This window comes from Synechococcus sp. CC9605 (assembly GCF_000012625.1).
Taxonomy (GTDB): domain Bacteria; phylum Cyanobacteriota; class Cyanobacteriia; order PCC-6307; family Cyanobiaceae; genus Parasynechococcus.
This window is the reverse complement of sequence record NC_007516.1, coordinates 672,663-688,495: the sequence shown is the minus strand read 5'-3', so window position 1 is coordinate 688,495 and position 15,833 is coordinate 672,663. Positions and strand designations below refer to the sequence as shown.

Here is a 15,833-nt window from a genome sequence, read left to right as displayed (position 1 = left end):
GCAACCCGATCCCCGCAAATTAGGGAGAGGGGTCGGACTCGTCTGGTTTTGTCACAGAGGTCTCAGTCCCACCCTCTGAGCCGCCACCCAACTGGGACAACCAACCCGCCAACAGCAAGCCAGCACCGATGCCGATCGCGAGGGGGCGGTTCTCAGCTGCGGCGCCCTGGCCCCAGGCCGCTGTGGCCAGAAAGGCACCCCCCAGAAGCAAGCAGGGCACCAACACAATGCCCCGGGCAATGCGGTTATCAGCCATCGACCCCACAGCTGTTGCTGGCCAGGCCAGCGGCAATCAGGCCAGTGCTGAGGTCATGCTCAGCACCGATCGGGGTCATCCGAGCCATCAGCTGGCCCTCGCTAGAGCCGACCGGCCGCAGATTGACCTTGCGACGACGCGGCAGCTCCTGACGCAGCCATGTGGTGGCCTCGGCTTCCTGGCTCGGATCAACGGAAGCACAGGCAAGAGCAACGGTGTAGGTGCGGTTGCGATCTCCCACCTGCAGCAGTGAGCTGCTGCGCACCTGAAGCACCTCAGCGGCCTGTACCGGCACGGCCCAAAGCAGCAGCAGAAGGCCGATTAAGACGAGACGAATCAAGAGGTCGGAGCGTTGAGAACCGGCATGGGAGCCGGGAGGCCCACCATTTCAGCATTGCTTTTGCCCGGGGGAACCATCGGATAGCAGTTCTCACCACGACGCACGTGGATGTCGATCAACATCGGACCGGGAGCCTTGAGCGCCGCCTCGAGATCACGCTTCAACGACTCCCGCTCGCGGATGTGCACGCCGTCGACTCCGAAGGAGCGGGCGAGAGCCACAAAGTCCGGCATGCCATTGAGCATGTCGGAGGCCGAATAACGCTCCTCGTAGAAGCTCTCCTGCCACTGGCGCACCATGCCTTGCCAGTGGTTGTTCACGATCACCACCTTCACCGGGAGGCCATAGGCCGCCAAAGTTCCCAGCTCCTGAATGTTCATCAGGATGCTGGCGTCACCTGCGATGCACACCACCTGACGATCGGGACAAGCCACCTGGGCCCCCATTGCGGCCGGCATGCCGAAGCCCATGGTGCCGAGACCGGCACTGCTGATCCAGCCCCGGGGCCCATTGCGCAGGTACTGAGCAGCCCACATCTGGTGCTGGCCCACGTCCGTGGTGACGATGGCATTGGGGGCCAACTCGCGCACGGCAAGTAGCACCTCCTGGGGGAAGAGGGGACCTTGGGTGGGAGGCACCGTGAGGGGATAGGTCTGTTTCCACTCAGCGATGCGTGCCAACCAAGCGGACGTGCGGGGTTGCACCTGCTGCTGCAGGCTCAGCTCCACCAACCGCGCCACGCTCAGGCCCAGATCGCCGAGCACCGCCACATCGGGGCGGCGGGTCTTGCCGATTTCGGCCGGGTCAATCTCAAAGTGGATCACCTGCGCCCGAGGAGCAAAGGTGTCGAGCTTTCCGGTCACTCGATCGTCAAAACGGGCGCCAACAGCAATCAACAGATCGCATTCGGTGACAGCGAAGTTGGCATAGGCCGTGCCATGCATGCCGAGCATGCCCACCGAAAGGGGATCGTTTTCATCGAAGGCACCCTTCCCCATCAAGGTGGTGGTAACGGGGATCTGATAGCGCTCAGCAATCATCCGCAGGCTGTCGTGAGCACCAGCTGAGATCGCACCACCGCCCAGATAGAGCAGGGGACGCTCTGCTTCGGCGATGAGCTCAAGCGCCGAAAGGATCGGTTCATCCCGGGGGGGCTGAGGCTTGCGGAAGCCTTTGGGAACAATCGATCCGGGCTCAACAGGCACGTAATCGAACATCTCCTGGCCAACATCCTTCGGGATGTCAATCAACACGGGACCCGGACGACCACTGGCTGCAATCAGAAAGGCCTGGGCAACGATGGAGGCGAGATCGGCCGGATCGCGCACCACCCAGGAATGTTTCACGATCGGCAAGGTGATGCCGAAGATGTCGGTCTCCTGGAAAGCATCAGTGCCAATCGCCGGACGCGGCACTTGACCGGTGATCACCACCATGGGCACCGAGTCCATCTGGGCGGTGGCGATGCCGGTCACCAAGTTGGTAGCACCAGGCCCCGACGTGCCGAAGCAAACGCCCACCTTGCCGGTGGCGCGCGCATAGGCATCGGCCGCGTGGGTTCCGGCCTGCTCATGCCGCACCAGGATGTGCTTAACCCAGCCCTCGCTCTCGGCGATGTGGAGTGCGTCGTAAATCGGGAGAATCGCGCCGCCGGGGTAGCCGAAAATCGTGTCGACGCCATGGCGCCGCAATGCATCCATCAGGGCAGTCGCCCCAGACATTTTCTGACCACCGTGACCGGCCTGCTGCCCAGTGACGGCCGAAGACGCTGAGGTGAGAGTCACAGAGGCGACGGGTCAATGACCCTCAACGTTAAGGGCCCATAGCTCACCTGGCAGGGTCAAAGTAGACCGAGTGCATGCAGCGGCCCTTGACCACTGATCAGCTCGAGCAAAAAGGCTGAAAAACCAACCATAGCCAGACGGCCGTTCCAGACCTCAGAGCTGTTGTTCCAACCCCATTCCCATTTTTCCTGGGGATAGAGCTTCACTTTGTTGGGCAGCTCTGCCGCCGCATCGAGACTCACCTCAGGGCCCTGCAGGCTGGTGGCCACGAGATCCGCCAAGCCTTCGATGAAGGGGGCGTAGGTGTCGAGAGCGCGCACGCGGCGGAAATTGACCACACCGGCTTCGGTGGCCAACTCCCGGTATTCGATGTCGATCTCCTCCAGCGTCTCAATGTGTTCGCTGACGAAGCTGATCGGTACCACCACCAGGTCGTTGGTCTTGGCTTGACCCAATTCCTCAAGGGCCTCCTCGGTGTAGGGCTTGAGCCACTCAACGGGGCCCACACGGCTTTGGTACGCAAGGGTGAAGGGATTGTCGTGACCCATCTGAACGGCCAGCTCCTTCATGATCAAACCCGTGCAGGTTTCGATCTCCTTCTGATAAGGGTCGCCAGCCTCTTCGACGTAGCTCTTTGGCACACCGTGGGCACTGAAGAAGACATGGGCCTTGGTGGGATCGTCGCTGTTGCGCACCTCTGCCGCGATCAGCTCGGCCATGGCCTTCACATAGCCCGGATGGTCAAACCAGCTGCGGATGCAGCGAATCGGCAGCTTCTCAAATGCGGGATCCGCCTGACGCAGGCGCTGCAGCTCGCGGAAACTGGATCCACTGGTGCTGATCGAAAAATGGGGGTAGAGGGGGAGCACCACCACCTCGTCCATGCCATCAGCCTTGATGTCCGCCACGGCGGATTCTGTGAACGGATGCCAATAGCGCATAGCCACGTAGCTGGTGGCATCAATCCCGCGCTGACGCAGCAAGCTCTGGAGTTCACGGGCCTGCTGCTCGGTAATGCGCCGCAGCGGTGATCCGCCACCGATGGAGCGATAGGCCTCCTGCGACTTGCCACTGCGCAGGGTGCTGATCAACCAAGCCAGCGGTTTCTGCAGCGCTGGACTGGGAAGCCGAATGATCTCGGGATCAGCGAACAGGTTGTAGAGAAACGGGCCAACGTCCTGGATACGCTCCGGGCCACCCAGGTTCAGCAGGACGACACCGACGCGAGACATACCGATCAGAACGGTTTTCGGGGGTTGAGCGTAGCCGCCACGGACGCGATCCTTGGTTCCAACGACACATTTATGGAGCTCAAAAGTGCGCTGGAGACCGCCAATGCGCAGCTGGCGGAACAGGGGTCACGGCTGCGCATCGAACAGCGGGGTCGGCGCCTGAACCTGCGCGGGTCTCTGCCGTTGCGTGGGAATCCGAACCGGAACGGCCTGCAACGGATCAGCCTGGGGCTGATGGCTGACGCTGCCGGACTCAATCAGGCCCTCAGCACCGCTGCCCTTGTGCAGCTGCAACTGGAGCAGCACAGTTTTGATTGGGCGCTCTGGTCGGCCTCCACGTCTGCAGCCACGGCCAGAGGCCGTTCGATCGGGATCCAGGCCGCCATCGAGGGCTTCGAAGCAGCCTTTTTTGCCGACCCGCGCCGACGCCGTTCCCCAGCGAGCAGTCGCACCACCTGGACCAGTGCCTATTTGCCCTACCTCCGGCGACTGGCGCGTCAGTGTGGTGATCAGCCGCTGGAGCCCGCGCTGCTGATGCAGACGCTGACCAGTTACGACGACGGCAGCCGCAGCCGGCAGCAGTGCGCCACGGCCCTGGCCGCCCTGGCCCGTCAACTGGAGCTGCCCTTACCGGAAGACTGGCGCCAGGAGGCCGGCGGCTATGGCCTGCACCGTGCCCGGTTCCGCCAGCTGCCCACTGATCCACAGATCCTCGAGGCCGCAGGCCGCATCCCCAATCCAAAGTGGCGCCTGGCCTTTGCCCTGATGGCCACCTACGGCCTGCGCAACCATGAGGTGTTCTTCTGCGATTGCTCCTCGCTAGCGCCCGGTGGAGATCGGGTGTTGCGGGTGCTGCCAACAACCAAAACCGGTGAGCACCAGAGCTGGCCCTTCCATCCCGACTGGGTCGAGCACTTCGGGTTGCAGGAGCTGGCGGAGAACCCAGCCGCTCTGCCGGCGATCCAGACCGATCTGCGTCGAACCACCCTGCAGCAGGTGGGACGGCGGGTGAGTGAACAGTTCCGCCGCTACGACCTGCCGATCACCCCCTACGACCTGCGCCACGCTTGGGCGGTGCGGACCATCCACGTCGGCCTGCCGGACACCGTCGCCGCCAGGATGATGGGCCACTCGGTGACGATCCACACCCGCACCTATCACCACTGGATCACCCGGCGTGACCAGCAGCAGGCGGTGGATGCAGCCCTGGCCCGGCAACCGGCCTGACAACGCCCTGTATGCCCTTCTTTTCACATCAACGATGACGTCGTTTCTGAGGCCGCTGGCCTACCGCTACCGCTGGATTTACGACACGGTTACGGCGGTGTCATCGCTGAGTGTTGGCGGGGTGGAACGCCTGCGGAGCCTGGGGCTCGAAGCAGTGCAGCCCCATCTCAAGCCCGGCGCGGCGGTGCTGGATCTCTGCTGCGGCAGTGGCGAAGCAGCAGCCCCTTGGCTGGCGGCGGGCTTTGCCGTGACGGGGCTCGATGTCTCCCCCCGCGCCCTGGATTTGGCCGCCCAACGCCACCCCAGCCTGGAGCGGGTGGAGGGACTGGCCGAAGATCCGCCTCTGGCCGATGCCAGCTTCAGCGCCATCCAGCTGAGCGTGGCCCTGCACGAATTCCCCCGCAGCGATCGGAAACGGGTACTCCGTAGTGCCCTGCGGCTGCTGGAACCGGGCGGCTGGTTGGTGCTGGTGGATCTGCATCCAGCCGGAGCTTGGCTGAAGCTTCCCCAACAACTGTTTTGTGCCCTGTTTGAAACCGACACCGCCACCGCCATGCTGGAGGACGACCTACCCACCGAGCTTGAGCAACTCGGGTTCAGCAGCGTGAGCCAGGAGCTGCTGGCGGGCCGGGCCCTGCAACGCATCACCGCAACGCGGCCTCGATAAAACCAACAACGCCTCTCCCTCCATGAGCACGAACGACCTCGATCAATCCGCCGCAGAGCTGGGCATAGGGGGCAAGCTCGCCCCTGAAACCGACGCCGCCGGTTACCGCAAACGGATGGAGCGGCGCCAGCAGGTGCAGAAGCAACGGGTGGAGGAACGGAGCAAAATGAAGGGACTGGTGCTGGTGTTCACCGGCCAGGGCAAAGGCAAAACCACCGCCGGGCTTGGGCTGGTGCTGCGCACCCTTGGCCATGGCGAGCGGGTGGCCATTGTTCAATTCATCAAGGGAGGCTGGGAACCCGGTGAAGCGCGGGCACTGCAGGCCTTCGGTGAGCAGGTGAGCTGGCATGCCCTGGGGGAAGGCTTCACCTGGGAGACCCAGAACCGAGAGCGGGATCAACAACTGGTGGAGGCGGCCTGGCAGAAAGCCCTGGGCTACCTGCGGGATGCAAGCGTGAAATTAGTGCTGCTCGACGAGCTGAATGTGGCCTTGAAACTGGGCTACATCGAGGCCGGTACGGTGATCGCCGGATTGAACGAGCGACCGGAGCTCACCCACGTTGCGGTAACCGGCCGGGGCGCACCAGCTGAGCTGGTGGAGCGGGCCGATCTAGTGACAGAGATGACCCTGGTGCACCATCCCTTCCGCGAACAGGGGGTGAAGGCCCAAGCGGGGATCGAGTTTTAAGGGTGGAACAACCCGGCCTTAGGCTTCTTCAGCCGCATCGAGATCGTCTTGCAGATGACGGGTGGCCGTAGTGAGCACCGACAGCCCACTCACCAGCAGAGCGCGGTGCACAACAGGCTCACGCCAACAGTCCGGATCATGGCTGGCCCGTTCCAGGGCTGAGAGTGTGAGACGGGCCATCACACCGCTTTGGGTGGCATCGGTCTCTGGCATCTAACAGCCGCGGTTTCCCCATCCAAGCGGCGATCAGGGGCTTGTGCCAGTGCTTGCTACTGTCAAAAGGATCTGGACCGTAGATGACCTACACACGCGTCCTGCTGAAACTCAGCGGCGAAGCTCTGATGGGATCTCAGGGCTATGGCATCGACCCCGCCATTGTTCAGTCGATTGCTTCCGACGTGGCCAAGGTGGTGGCCAATGGCACCCAACTGGCAATCGTCGTGGGCGGAGGCAACATCTTCCGCGGCCTCAAGGGTTCTGCAGCGGGAATGGAACGGGCCACAGCTGACTACGTCGGCATGTTGGCCACGGTGATGAACGCCATCACCCTTCAGGATGGTCTCGAGAGGGCCGGCGTTCCCACCAGGGTGCAGACCGCCATCGCCATGCAGGAAGTAGCGGAGCCCTACATTCGCCGTAAGGCCATTCGGCACCTGGAAAAAAACCGGGTGGTGGTGTTCGGCGCCGGTTGCGGCAACCCCTTCTTCACCACCGACACCACCGCGGCCCTGCGGGCCGCTGAAATCAATGCCGATGTGGTGTTCAAAGCCACCAAAGTGGATGGGGTCTACGACAAGGACCCGGCCAAGCACGCCGATGCGGTGAAGCACCCTCAGCTCAGCTATCAGGATGTGCTCAGCGGCGAGTTGGGAGTGATGGACAGCACCGCCATCGCCCTATGCAAAGACAACAACATCCCGATTGTTGTTTTCAACCTGTTTGAACCTGGCAACATCGGCAGAGCCGTCGCCGGGGAACCGATCGGGTCCCGCATCGGCGACCCCGCCTAACAACGCCTCCCAGTACGCACGCCTCCTCCCTCAGCAACCATGTCGACCCAGGACCTCGAAGCCAGCATGCGCAAGTCGGTGGAGGCCACCCAGCGCAACTTCAACACCATCCGCACCGGCCGGGCCAATTCCTCACTGCTGGATCGCATCAGCGTGGAGTACTACGGCGCCGAAACCCCGCTGAAGTCGCTGGCCACACTGTCGACTCCTGATTCCCAGACGATCCAGATCCAACCGTTCGACATCAGCGCCCTGGCTTCGATCGAAAAAGCGATCGCCATGAGCGAGCTGGGCTTCACCCCCAACAACGACGGCAAGATCATCCGCATCAACGTGCCGCCCCTCACCGAGGAACGCCGCAAGGAGTTCTGCAAGCTGGCCTCCAAGTACGCCGAGGAAGGCAAGGTGGCTCTGCGCAACCTGCGCCGCGACGCGATCGACAAGATCAAGAAGCAGGAAAAGGAGGGCGAGTTCTCCGAAGACCAGAGCCGCGATGAGCAAGACGGCGTGCAGAAAACGCTCGACAAGTTCATTGCCGAACTCGAGAAACACCTGGCGTCCAAGGAAGCCGACATCCTCAAGGTGTGAACAACGGAGTGGATCGGACCCGCGATGTTCTGATCATCGGGTCCGGGGCCGCTGGTGGTGCGGCGGCCGTGCATCTGGCGTTAGCGGGCCATGACGCCCTAATGCTTGAGCGCGACTCAGAGCCGCGGATCAAACCCTGCGGCGGTGGCATGGCGGCCTCCGTGCAGCAGTGGTTTCCGTTTTCCATGGAGCCAGCGGTGGAGCAGGTGATCCGGCAAGTGGATTTCAGTTGGTGCTTGGAGGATCCGGTGGTCGCCGAGCTGCCCGGCGATGCACCGTTCTGGATCGTGCGCCGCGAAAGGCTCGATCAACTTCTTTCAGATCAGGCCATTCAGGCGGGAGCGGAGCGCCTTACAGGCGTTGAGGTCAATGACATCCGTCGTCATGGCGACGTCTGGCATGTCACGGCAACCGATGGACGCCATTGGCAGGGGAAGGCCGTGGTGATCGCCGATGGTTCAGGGTCCCCTTGGCCCCAACGGCTCGGCCTGGGAGCCAAACAACCCCAGATGGCCACCACCATGTCAGTACGGCTCGAGGGGCAAGGCAAACTCAACGACGGCAGCACCCGCTTTGAATTCGGCCTGGTCAAACAGGGCTTCGCCTGGGCCTTTCCCCTCGCTGGTGGTGTGAACATTGGCGTGGGCAGCTTCATCGGCAAGCAGGACGCCGACCCGGAGCAGGTGCTGGCTCAGCTGCTACCTGATCTGGGCTTCGCCGCCGATGCCGGGATCCGGCAACGGGGGCAACTGCGGGTGTGGAACGGCCATCACCGTCTTGATGGCAACGGCATTGTGGTGGTGGGCGATGCGGCATCGCTGTGCGACCCCTTTCTCGCGGAAGGGCTACGCCCTGCCCTGATGAGTGGCTACGAGGCGGCTCGGCATCTGAACCGATGGCTCAAGGGCGACAGCCGAGATCTGTGGGGCTACAGCCGCAGCATGCGGGAGCGCTGGGGTGAGTCGATGGCCTGGGGTCGGCGCATTGCCCAGGTGTTCTATCGCTTCCCCGGTGTGGGATATCAGCTGGGAATCAAGCGGCCAACCGCACCACGGCGGATTGCTCAGATTCTCTCCGGGGAGATGGGCTATGGCGACATCGCCCAACGGGTGATCAAACGGCTTCTGCTGCAGCGCAACTAAAAACCGAGGCTGAGCTGCTGGCTGCCGTTGTCGGGTGGCTGAGGTTGGCGCCGGCGGCGGCGAGCCGTTGTTGGCTTCAATCCCGCCTTACGGGAGCCGTGCTTGCACTGAATCGCATCGGCATGACGATCAAAACCGGCCGATCGGCGAATGTCCCAGATGCGATCTTTGGCGTCCTGCATCGATGCGGTGACATCAACAATCGGTGCTGGCATGCCACCCCCCAGCATCCAGGGCTCATGAATGTGAATCGTAGGCACATCCTTGAGTTCAGGGCACCACTGACGAATGAACAGCCCCTGGGGGTCGTGGTCCATGCCCTGCTTGATCGGGTTGTAAATCCGAATCGTGTTGATCGAGGTGCTGCCCGACTGCATCTGGCACTGGCTCCAGTGAATGCCGGGCTCGTAGTCGACAAACTGGCGCGCTAAGTGCAGGCCACTATCCCTCCAGGGAAGCCAGAGGTTGTAGCTGGCAAAAGACATCAACATCGCCCGCATGCGGAAGTTGATCCAGCCATGGGCCCGCAAGGCGCGCATGCAGGCGTCCACAAAGGGCACACCCGTACGACCTTCGCTCCAGGCCGTCAAACGCTCGGCGTCCGCTGCGCGAATGCCCCGCATGAACGGATGGAAATCGCTGAATTCAATCGCCGGCTGATCCTCCAGCTTCTGAATGAAATGGCAGTGCCAGTGCAGCCGTGATTCAAAGCTGCTGACGCCGCGGCCGCTATGGGTGCGGCTGGTCTGCAGCACTTCCCGCATCGAGAGACAACCCCAGGTGAGATAGGTCGACAGGCGCGAACAACCTGTGAATGCCGTGTTGGGGCTCGACATCGACCGTTGATACCGCTGGGCACGGTGCTGCAGAAAGTCGTTCAACTCCTCCAGGCCGGTCGAACGCCCGCCGATCTGACGCTGCGGACACGCATCCAAAAGCAGCTCTGAACAGGGGCGCTCCGGGATCACTCCATGATCAATGCCATCCAGCGCTTGCAATGCGGCCGGCACGGGTGTGATGGGCTCCGTCATCTGAACCTCCCAGCGTTTGGCCCAGCCATTGCGGCTGTGCATCCGGCGCGTCACCCCGAACTGCGGGAGTTCCATCCAGGCGATGCCATGCCGACGGGCCCAGGCGCCAACGCGTTTGTCGCGCTGGTACGTCCAGCCATTGCCGGTTTCCTCATGGCTCCACAGCCCATCGATGCCGAACTGACGCCGGGCCCGTTCCAGTACCTGCACCACATCCCCAGCGCGAACCACCAGGGGTTGGCCCCGATCCGCTAGGGCTTGGCGCAACTCCAGCAGCGACTCCCGGCAAAACATCCACTGCCGCTCGGACGCATCGGGCTGCCGCCACAACTCCGGCTCGACCACATACAGCGGCAGCACCAGACCCCGCTCCACAGCAGCCGCCAAGGGCTGGTGATCAACGATGCGCAGATCACGCTTGAACCAGACGATCTGCAGCGCTGCCATTCACTGCAATGAAGGAAACCCGGTTCTAGTGGATCCGGAGCTCCAGCCAAGCTTCAATCCACTGCCATTTCAATGACATCGGAAAAGTGGGTTCTCACCGTGTTGCGGAAAGACACCACATCCAAACGGCGCGTCATCAAGGCGGCACCCAGGAAACAGACCATCTGCAGGCCAAACACTCCGCCATAGGCAGCGAACAAATCACCACCGTTCCAGGCTTTGAACAAGGTGAGCAGACCGCCTCCACTGATGGTGGCCAGGCCGCAGGAATAGGAATAGCCCGCCCCCCAAACACCAAGCAGAAAGCCGGTGCGTCCTGGCTGCACAAAGCTGAACATCAAGGTGAGGCAGGCATTCATGCACACCCCAAGCGACAAGCCAAATAAACCAAAGGCAGTCCGCAACAGGGGGATGGACTGCTCAGAGCCTGCCCAAAGCATCAACAGCAAAGCCAAAGCAGCCAGCACCGCACCCACCCGGGCCGTTCTGATGTTGCCGACACGCTCAATCAACCAGAAGCCACTCAGACCCAGGCCAGCAAAGAAGCCCAGGGCAATCAACACGTTTAGCGCTGTGGTGGCACAAACACTCATGCCAAAGACGGCGGCGCCGTAGGGCTCAAGCACCGCATCGTTGAGGAACATGCTGAAGGTGAACAGGCACAGCACCCCGAGGAAGCGTCCGGCCTGAGGGATGATGCGCAGTTGCAACAGCAACTGGGGCAAAGCCAACCGCTGAGGAACATCGGGGGGGACCGACCCTGCAGGCAGCATCAAGCCCGTGGTGCGGCGTTCCACGCCGAAGACCGATACCAGGCCAAGCCCCAGCAGAAGCAGCGGCGTCACCAGCGACAGACGCTCCAAACCAGCCAGCACCGATGTTCGGCTGGCATCAGCCGCACAGGCACTGCCGAACACCTGATTCACCAGAACACTTCTTCCCAGCAACACCCCCAGGAGACGCATCCCCCACACCACCGACAGCACCCGCGGCCATTCGGCTTCCGTGGTGCGATCAGCAATCAAGGCTGAAAACGCCGTGCCACCAGCGGCAATCGCGGTACCGATCCCAACAAAAACCAGGATCAACAGACCCATCAGCAGCCCATTCAGCTCACCGCCGGAGGCCTCCATGCTGGTGGCCAAGCGCAGCACCAACTGGCAGGCCACACAGAACAACAGTGCAATCGCCACAGTGCTGCTGACGATGAAGGGCGTGCGACGCAGCCGGCTGATGGGGATGCGATCGGAACGATGGCCGAACCAGGCACGGGTGAACCCCATCAACTGCTGACCACCAACGGCGACAGCCGCCAGCACCGCCGGGACCTGGATGTCTTGAATCAACAGACGATTCAGAAGTCCCAGGATCAGGACGCCAAGAATCCCCAGGCTGAGCTGGAACAACCCCAACTGCATTGCCAGACGCAGGGGACGGCTGTGCACCGATCTGGTCTCAAAACTTGCGGAATCATTCCGTTTTCGCTTGAAAAATCGACCCGCCCGCGATCATCCGTCGGCCAACTTGATGTCCCGCAAACGGGCATCAATCGATGCGAGGAGTTGCACTGCGAACATCGGCGTCTCCTGAACCGCAAACAGGAACTTGTCGCGGTTCATGGCAATCAAACGGCAATCACTGGTGGCCGTGGCGGTGCTCAGCCGCTGATGGTCCTCCATCACCAAGGCCCCTGCGCCGAAGACATGACCCACAGGGATGTCCTCATGTCCCTCATGGCCTGCTGAATCGATCCAGGTGAGCTGCACCGATCCCTCCAGCAGACCGTACATGAAGGAGCCGGTTTCGCCGGTACGAAACAGCACGTCACCCTGACTGAGATGAATCACTTCGGCCTTGCTGGCCAAAGCGCGCATGGTGTCGAGCGCATGCATGGAACCAGCGCGACTCAGACCGAGGTCAGAGTCAGCGCTGCGCCAAAGCCTTGACGCACGTCCTCCTGAGAGATCAGACCGTCGTGGTCCTGATCCAGGGCATCAAAAATGGCATCGCTGCCGAGCCATTCATCGCGGGTGATCGAGCCATCGCCGTTCATATCGTTGAGCATGAAGATCTCGGAAACGGCATGGCGGAAGGCAGATCCACCCTCCAGTTCAGCCAGACGATGGGCCAGTTGATGCTCCAGGGTTTCAATGGCCTTGCTAAAGCCTTTAATGCCCTCGGTGAGTTTGTCGCTGGCCATCCGATCGTCCTGCATCAGTGCATCAAAGGTGGCGCGATCGACGTGGATCTTGGCTTCGCCATCGGTGGGATGGGTGGCATCCAATTTCTGGGTCAGCACAGCATCAGTCTCACGGAGCTGATCCAGCAACTTCGGTGAAATCGTGAGCAGATCACAACCGGCCAACTCCGTGATCTCATCAATGTTGCGGAAGCTCGCCCCCATCACCTCCGTGTCGTAGCCGTGGGTTTTGTAGTAGTTAAAGATCTTGGTCACCGAAATCACACCCGGATCCTCAGGCCCGGGGTAAGAATCGCGTCCGGTTTCAGCCTTGTACCAGTCCAGGATGCGCCCCACGAAGGGGGAGATCAGAGTGACGCCGGCTTCGGCACAGGCAATGGCCTGACCGAAACCAAACAGAAGGGTGAGGTTGCAGTGAATCCCCTCTTGCTCCAGCACCTCGGCGGCTTTGATGCCTTCCCAGGTGGAGGCAATTTTGATCAGAACGCGATCGTTGCTGATGCCGGCATCGTTGTACAGACGAATCAGCTTGCGCCCTTTTTCAATCGTGGCGTCGGTGTCAAAACTCAGGCGGGCATCCACCTCCGTTGACACACGGCGGGGAACAATCTTGAGAATCTCCTTGCCGAAGATCACACTGATCTCATCCAGAGCTTCCCGCACCACGTCTTCCACCGCTGCATCGCTGCCCATCAACTTGCGCGACGAGCGCAAAGCCTCATCAATCAGGTTCTGATAAGCCGGAATCTGTGCGGCAGCCAGGATCAATGACGGGTTGGTGGTGGCATCGCGAGGGGTGAACTTACGGATCGCCTCCAGATCACCCGTGTCGGCAACGACCACGGTCATTTGTGAAAGCTGATCGAGCAGGCTGGCCATGATGTACGACGGCTCAATACCCGTAACGTAGCCGCGCTTTTAAATGCGTCAGCTGTTCAAAAGCTTGTTCAATTCAGCAGGTTTTGAGGGGGCGATACGCTCAACAACCAGCAAGGCATCAATGATCTGTTTGGCGACAGGAACGGCAACGGTGGAGCCATAGGCGTGTTCACCTCGGGGCTCATCCACCACCACAAACACCACGTAACGGGGATCCTCAATCGGCAAGGTGGCCACGAAGCTGCAGATCTTGGCTCCTGGGAGATAGATCCCATTCAGGGCCTTTTGCGCTGTCCCTGTTTTGCCACCAATTCGGTAGCCGGGTGTTTTCACTCCCTTGCCACTGCCCTGATCCACCACCGACTCCATCCACTGGAGCACCGTGCGCGTGACCTCCGGGTTCAGCAACTGCTGACCACTGGGTGCCGCGGCAGGAGCCAAGGCATCACCCGAGTGGAAGCCACGGGTGATGTGGGGACTGATCAACTTGCCACCGTTAGCCAGCATTCCGTGCAGCTGCACCAGCTTGAGCGGTGTGAGCGAAAACCCCTGACCAAAGGCTGTCGTCGCCGGCTCGATCGGCTGACTGGTGAACTGCTTCTTGCTCTTGAGCTGACCAGCCACCGCCCCGGGGAGGTCGGTGTCTGGACGCTGATTGATGCCAAGACGCTCCATCCAGTTCCAGTAGTCATCGTCGTCAAGACGCCGCATGGCCTGGACCATACCGACGTTGCTTGACACCTTGAGCACAGTGGCGAAGTCCACCAAACCATGGGCTTTTTTGTCGTGGTTGTTGATCGGCCAACCACCGACCATCAGCTTGCCCACGTCATCCACCCGATCCGTCGCCTGAATGGCGCCGTCCTGGAGGGCCAGAGCCAAGTTGATCGGCTTGAACGTCGAGCCGGGTTCATAGAGATCCTGAACGGACCATTCCCGAAACCGCCCTGTGGGGAAATCCCAGTAGCGGTTGGGGTCATAGGTGGGTGTCGATGCCAGCACCAACAACTCACCATTGGTGGCATCCATCACGATTGCGGCGCCCTTCTGGGCTCTCCACTTGGCAACCTGCTCAGCAAGAGCTTTGAGCGCCACCTGCTGGAGCCTGGAATCCAGCGTCAGCTGCAGGCGCAAATCATCGCCATAGAAGGATCCCGGGGCGAGGTTGGCCGGCAACGGCGTGCCATCAGCACCCCGGCGGAGGTATCGGGTTTGCTCATGGCGAGCCAGATCACCATCACGGCTCTGCTCAAGACCCGCTTGAGGTTGCCGCTCCGCATTGAGGAAGCCCACCACGTTGGCGAACAACGACGCCTGGGGATACACCCGCTGGGGATAGGCCTCCAGATCGAGGCCACTGATTCCGAGGGCCCGGATGCGGTCAGCCGTTTCCGGATCCAGCTCCTCAGCCAATTTGATCCCTGAGGCCTGGGTTCCCATGGCTTTCAGCAGCGCAGGTGCGGGACGCGCCAAGGGATCGGCCAACACCACCGCCACATCTTCGGCAGGGCGGACGAGATTGGGGTTATCTCCCGGCATGTTGAAGTAGCGGGGATGGGCCCAGAGCCGGAAGCGCTTTTCATCCATCGCGACCAAGCGGCCGGTGCGATCGACGATCGGACGGCGCTGCCCCAAGGGTTGGGTGCGCTGCGTCTGCAGCTGACGGGCACGCTGCTCCAGGTCGGGGGCTTGCACCAACTGCAGCCAGGCCATGCGACCCACCAACCCCAGCAAGCCTGCCGCCAGGATCCAGAAGATGATCCAAAGCCGCTTGGGGGGAACCTGGGTCAGAGGCACGACCCGCGCGCGGGAGCTGCGCGAACGGATGGGTCGACGCCCTGACACCCGCGTCATCAGTAGCCAGCCCGAATGGGCTGATTCCCCAGGGCCTGAAGCGATGCCATTGGGGAGGAGGCAGACGCTTGCAATGAGCCCGGATCGGGGCGATCAAGATGCACCAGATTGGCCACCTGCGTTGGCACCAGGCGGTTGGGCTGCTGAGAACGCAGCAACAGATGCTGTTCCATCACAGCGGTTGATTCCGTCAACCGGTGCGCCTGGGTGCGGGTTGCCTCCAGCAGGCGGAAGGCCACAGTCCAGCGATGCTGCCAGTGCAACGTGAGACCGGCCAGAACGGCAACCGCCGCAATCAATCCCAGCAGCGTGCCGTCCATCAGGCGATGGAGCCCTCCAAGGAGAGGGGAGCGTCGTGCAATGCGTCCGGAGGACAGTGACCCTTGAATCAGCTCGAAAGCCGTGGTCGATGCACGCTGTTCCGGAGCGGCAACCACCGGGATTACAGGCGAATAGGCCAGTGAACCACCTGCAGAAAGGCGGGGCAA

Annotated in this window: 17 protein-coding genes; 6 read left to right on the top strand and 11 right to left on the bottom strand. The window is 61.8% G+C overall.

The window, feature by feature from the left end:
* Positions 1 to 19: 19 nt before the first annotated feature.
* The 4 genes from SYNCC9605_RS03670 to hemH are packed head-to-tail and all read right to left on the bottom strand — an operon-like array spanning position 20 to position 3,612.
* On the bottom strand, positions 20 to 256 hold the full coding sequence (locus tag SYNCC9605_RS03670) for a GIVxVP protein (protein ID WP_041434447.1): 237 nt from the start codon (positions 254 to 256) through the stop codon (positions 20 to 22).
* Positions 249 to 596 carry a hypothetical protein gene (locus SYNCC9605_RS03665; protein ID WP_011363720.1) on the bottom strand — a complete coding sequence of 116 codons (348 nt, stop codon included), beginning with the start codon at positions 594 to 596 and terminating at the stop codon, positions 249 to 251. Before SYNCC9605_RS03665 ends, SYNCC9605_RS03670 begins: the two co-directional genes overlap by 8 nt.
* The gene (gene ilvB, locus SYNCC9605_RS03660) at positions 593 to 2,380 is read right to left on the bottom strand and encodes a biosynthetic-type acetolactate synthase large subunit (protein WP_041434446.1); all 1,788 of its coding nucleotides are present in this window, start codon (positions 2,378 to 2,380) and stop codon (positions 593 to 595) included. Before ilvB ends, SYNCC9605_RS03665 begins: the two co-directional genes overlap by 4 nt.
* Positions 2,381 to 2,436: 56 nt before the next feature.
* Positions 2,437 to 3,612 (bottom strand): ferrochelatase, encoded by a 1,176-nt coding sequence (hemH, locus tag SYNCC9605_RS03655; protein ID WP_011363718.1) that lies wholly within the window; start codon positions 3,610 to 3,612, stop codon positions 2,437 to 2,439.
* Positions 3,613 to 3,684: 72 nt separating this feature from the next.
* Between hemH and SYNCC9605_RS03650 the strand changes: the two genes are divergently transcribed.
* From SYNCC9605_RS03650 to cobO, 3 genes are read left to right on the top strand one after another with little or no spacing between them, the layout of a single operon-like run.
* On the top strand, positions 3,685 to 4,839 hold the full coding sequence (locus SYNCC9605_RS03650; RefSeq protein ID WP_011363717.1) for a site-specific integrase: 1,155 nt from the start codon (positions 3,685 to 3,687) through the stop codon (positions 4,837 to 4,839).
* 34 nt (positions 4,840 to 4,873) lie between these two features.
* On the top strand, positions 4,874 to 5,506 hold the full coding sequence (locus tag SYNCC9605_RS03645; RefSeq protein ID WP_041435484.1) for a class I SAM-dependent methyltransferase: 633 nt from the start codon (positions 4,874 to 4,876) through the stop codon (positions 5,504 to 5,506).
* A 22-nt stretch (positions 5,507 to 5,528) separates the two neighbouring features.
* Positions 5,529 to 6,194: a cob(I)yrinic acid a,c-diamide adenosyltransferase gene (cobO, locus tag SYNCC9605_RS03640; RefSeq protein WP_011363715.1), complete on the top strand. Its 666-nt coding sequence runs from the start codon at positions 5,529 to 5,531 to the stop codon at positions 6,192 to 6,194.
* 18 nt (positions 6,195 to 6,212) lie between these two features.
* Here the strand turns inward: cobO and SYNCC9605_RS03635 are convergent, their stop codons facing one another.
* Positions 6,213 to 6,407, bottom strand: a complete 195-nt coding sequence (locus SYNCC9605_RS03635; RefSeq protein WP_011363714.1) for a hypothetical protein — start codon at positions 6,405 to 6,407, stop codon at positions 6,213 to 6,215.
* Between the two features lie 83 nt (positions 6,408 to 6,490).
* Here SYNCC9605_RS03635 and pyrH point away from each other — a divergent pair, with 83 nt between their 5' ends.
* From pyrH to SYNCC9605_RS03620, 3 genes are read left to right on the top strand one after another with little or no spacing between them, the layout of a single operon-like run.
* Positions 6,491 to 7,204: a UMP kinase gene (pyrH, locus tag SYNCC9605_RS03630; protein ID WP_011363713.1), complete on the top strand. Its 714-nt coding sequence runs from the start codon at positions 6,491 to 6,493 to the stop codon at positions 7,202 to 7,204.
* Positions 7,205 to 7,243: 39 nt separating this feature from the next.
* Positions 7,244 to 7,792, top strand: coding sequence for a ribosome recycling factor (gene frr, locus SYNCC9605_RS03625; protein ID WP_011363712.1), 549 nt, complete (start codon positions 7,244 to 7,246; stop codon positions 7,790 to 7,792).
* Between the two features lie 8 nt (positions 7,793 to 7,800).
* The gene (locus SYNCC9605_RS03620; protein WP_011363711.1) at positions 7,801 to 8,934 is read left to right on the top strand and encodes an NAD(P)/FAD-dependent oxidoreductase; all 1,134 of its coding nucleotides are present in this window, start codon (positions 7,801 to 7,803) and stop codon (positions 8,932 to 8,934) included.
* Here SYNCC9605_RS03620 and SYNCC9605_RS03615 read toward each other — a convergent pair.
* From SYNCC9605_RS03615 to SYNCC9605_RS03590, 6 genes are all read right to left on the bottom strand, one after another.
* Positions 8,931 to 10,412, bottom strand: a complete 1,482-nt coding sequence (locus tag SYNCC9605_RS03615) for an FAD-binding domain-containing protein (protein WP_011363710.1) — start codon at positions 10,410 to 10,412, stop codon at positions 8,931 to 8,933. The genes SYNCC9605_RS03620 and SYNCC9605_RS03615 overlap by 4 nt on opposite strands.
* Before the next feature lie 53 nt (positions 10,413 to 10,465).
* Positions 10,466 to 11,857, bottom strand: a complete 1,392-nt coding sequence (locus SYNCC9605_RS03610; protein WP_011363709.1) for an MFS transporter — start codon at positions 11,855 to 11,857, stop codon at positions 10,466 to 10,468.
* Positions 11,858 to 11,920: 63 nt separating this feature from the next.
* Complete coding sequence (locus SYNCC9605_RS03605; protein WP_011363708.1) at positions 11,921 to 12,304, bottom strand: cyclic nucleotide-binding domain-containing protein; 384 nt, start codon at positions 12,302 to 12,304, stop codon at positions 11,921 to 11,923.
* 14 nt (positions 12,305 to 12,318) lie between these two features.
* The gene (locus tag SYNCC9605_RS03600) at positions 12,319 to 13,491 is read right to left on the bottom strand and encodes a transaldolase (RefSeq protein WP_011363707.1); all 1,173 of its coding nucleotides are present in this window, start codon (positions 13,489 to 13,491) and stop codon (positions 12,319 to 12,321) included.
* Positions 13,492 to 13,539: 48 nt separating this feature from the next.
* Complete coding sequence (locus SYNCC9605_RS03595; protein ID WP_011363706.1) at positions 13,540 to 15,345, bottom strand: peptidoglycan D,D-transpeptidase FtsI family protein; 1,806 nt, start codon at positions 15,343 to 15,345, stop codon at positions 13,540 to 13,542.
* Positions 15,345 to 15,833: a hypothetical protein gene (locus tag SYNCC9605_RS03590; protein WP_011363705.1), complete on the bottom strand. Its 489-nt coding sequence runs from the start codon at positions 15,831 to 15,833 to the stop codon at positions 15,345 to 15,347. Before SYNCC9605_RS03590 ends, SYNCC9605_RS03595 begins: the two co-directional genes overlap by 1 nt.